This is a genomic window from Methylobacterium crusticola (assembly GCF_003574465.1).
Lineage (GTDB): Bacteria > Pseudomonadota > Alphaproteobacteria > Rhizobiales > Beijerinckiaceae > Methylobacterium > Methylobacterium crusticola.
On sequence record NZ_QOWC01000417.1, the window covers coordinates 1 to 2,641 of the forward strand.

At 70.0% G+C, this 2,641-nt stretch carries 2 protein-coding genes; one reads left to right on the forward strand and one right to left on the reverse strand.

Annotation, left to right across the window (positions count from 1 at the left end):
* Positions 1–1,165, reverse strand: a 1,165-nt coding sequence (locus DT057_RS36330) for a serine/threonine-protein kinase (protein WP_477458751.1), incomplete at its 3' end; no start/stop codon positions are given.
* 1,008 nt (positions 1,166–2,173) lie between these two features.
* Here DT057_RS36330 and DT057_RS34535 point away from each other — a divergent pair.
* Positions 2,174–2,641 (forward strand): hypothetical protein (locus DT057_RS34535; RefSeq protein ID WP_162501610.1); only part of this gene is annotated, 468 nt, incomplete at its 3' end.

Below are 2,641 nucleotides of genomic sequence, written 5' to 3' on the forward strand. Positions count from 1 at the left end.
TCCAGGAGGCCGACACCGACCAGTTGCCGGCGTCGACGAGGCCGGTGGCGCTGTCGCGCAACGGCGTCGGCTGGTTCTGGAGGCCGGTGTGCTGGAGCGTCCCGACCTTGCGGGCCCCCATGCCGCCGTAATAGCCGAGGCGGTAGATGTCGATGCGGTAGTTCGTGGAGTTGGTGTTGATCTTGAAGTTGATGGCCTGGCCGTGATTGACGCTGATGTCGGTGGCGAAGCCCTCGATGTTCGAGTCGCCGGAGCCGTCGATGCCCCACTCGCTCTCGGGGTTGCCGGTCTTCTGGTTCTCGAGGACGATCGGGTTGATGGCGGTCGGGGCCGCCGCCGCGAGGAGCCGGGCCCCGCTCGTCATCGTGGTGACGGGGCCGCTCAGGGTTCCGACCTGGCTCACCGTGGTCGCGCCGCCCCCGCCGACGAGGCCGCCGCTCGGCACGTCCCAGTTGGTCGAGGACGCGCCCTGGCCGGGCAGCTGCCCGTTGATGACCATGCCGCCGTTGGCGAGCATCTCGAGGGGCCGCGACGGGCAGTTTACGTAGCCGCAGCTCCCGCAGCAGGCCAGGACGTTGGCCTGGGCGGCGGCGCCCGAGGCGATGCCCGCGAGGGCGCTCGGGCGCGCGGTCGGGTTCGACGGCAGCACCGCGTCGCCGGCGGCCGTCCCGGATCCGACCGGCGCGTCCGCGGCGACGAGGCGGGACTCCGCCGCGGGCAGGACCTCCGCCGAGGCGGGCGCCGCGCCCGAGGAGGCCACCGCGTCGGGCGCGGCGGCCGCGGATCCCGGGGAGGCGGGCCCGGCGGAGCGGTCCTGGCCGCCCGGGGATTCCTGAGGCAGCGGCGCGCCGACGGCCTCGCCGGGGGTGCCCTGAAGCGCGGCCGCGCGCCGCTCGGCGGCCGGCAGCAGCCCCGCCGCGAGGTTGGGGAGCCAGGGGGCGTCGCCGCTCCCGCGCCAGAGGTCACCCGCCGGGAGCGGCGACGCGGCGATCGGCAGCCCGTCCTCGGGCGAGGAGTCGGTCTCGTCGTCGGCCGGGCCGGGTGTCCGGCCCGAGCCGGGCGTCCGGCCGGAGCCGGACAGGAGACTTCCCGCCCGCTTGAGATCCGCCAGGAGCTTGGCGCGGCTCTGCGGGGACCAGAGGACCGGGGGGCTGACATGCGGCATGGCGCTGATCCTCGATGAGGAGGGCTTCTGGGGGCGGAGAGCGTCTCAGCCGGAGGTGGGCCGGTGGAGACGGGCACCGGTCCCCGCCGTCCCTGGAAGCCCTTGCCAGATCTTGTTTATCGATGAATTGAGCCCCTGCTGCCGATCGATGCCTTTCTCGTCTGGGGAGAGCATGGTCATTTCTTCCAGCAGCCGGCCAACGCGGTTCGGATCACTGTCACATCTTGTAATCCTGGGTGGAAGAAGCCTTAGGCTGGCTGTCGTCACCTGCTTTCGGGGAGGACCGCGCGGGTCCCTCCACCTTTCGGAGGTGTTTCGGTCCGTGGCGGTCGGTGATCCAGTGCGGACCGGCGAGCCCTCCGGCCCGGCGGATCGACGCGCACGCGCGGCAAGCCGGCCGCCGCCGCGGCAAGATCGCCCGGAAGATCTGCGCGATCGTTCGCACGGCCGGAACGGTTTTACTGCTCCGCTCGCCTCGCCGTGACCGGCGCCCCGCAATCCACTATCCCTCGTGCCCAAGTCGACGGAAGGATGCGGCTGGACATTCGCGCCGGATCGTCACCGGCGCGCGGGCGCGTCCCGATTTGGGACACGCGCCTGATCTTGTCGTGCACGACCGGACCGAGCAATCCGGGGCCGGCGCAGCAACCTTGACGGCACTATGACCGGAAGCTTCGCCGTTCGACCCGCGGCCCGGAGAGTTTCCCGGATCACCGCGTGTCCAGCACGCCGGGCGCAAGACCCGGGACCTTCCGAGGATTTCGCGCATTGCGTCCCGCCGGGCGCGCGAATCAGCAACCCTGGGCGACACCTCACAATACATTCCTGACAAACTTCGGTAGATCTTCCTAATACATCGAATGGTTGACAGTCGAATATTGCTACTTATTGTCTGGCCTGCGCATCGGTGTGAGCCTCGTCACGGGCATTGATCTTCACGCGATGCCGCTCTCGTGCCGCCGAGTCGGGCGGATCCGATTGAACTCCCAAAGATCTGGAAAGTGATACATGGCTTATGAAACGGTCGCGCAGCCTTTTGCGCCGAGCAGCATCTGGAACACGCCCATCGGCAGCGGCGCCACGTTCCAGTCGGCATCCGGCACCCAGACGGCGTCGATCCAGCACCAGGCCGGCGTGACCACCTGGATCGGCGACAACGCGATGGGGATCTACCAGGCGAGCGCCTCCGACCCGCTGGCGACCTGGACCTACAACACCCGCGCCACCAACGCGGACTGGACCTTCGGCGGCGCGACCACGAACGGCTCGTTCCAGATGCGCACGCCGGCGAGCCTGCAGTTCAAGACCAGCGACGGCTGGGCCATCATCGTGTCGGAGGACGGCAAGCACTACGTCGAGACCTGGCTCGGGGCCAAGCAGGGTTCGGGCTACCACGCCGAGTACCTGGCCGAGAACGTCGTCACGGGCGACGGCATCGCCAACGTGCCGGGCGCCCACGAGGGCATCCGGGCCGCC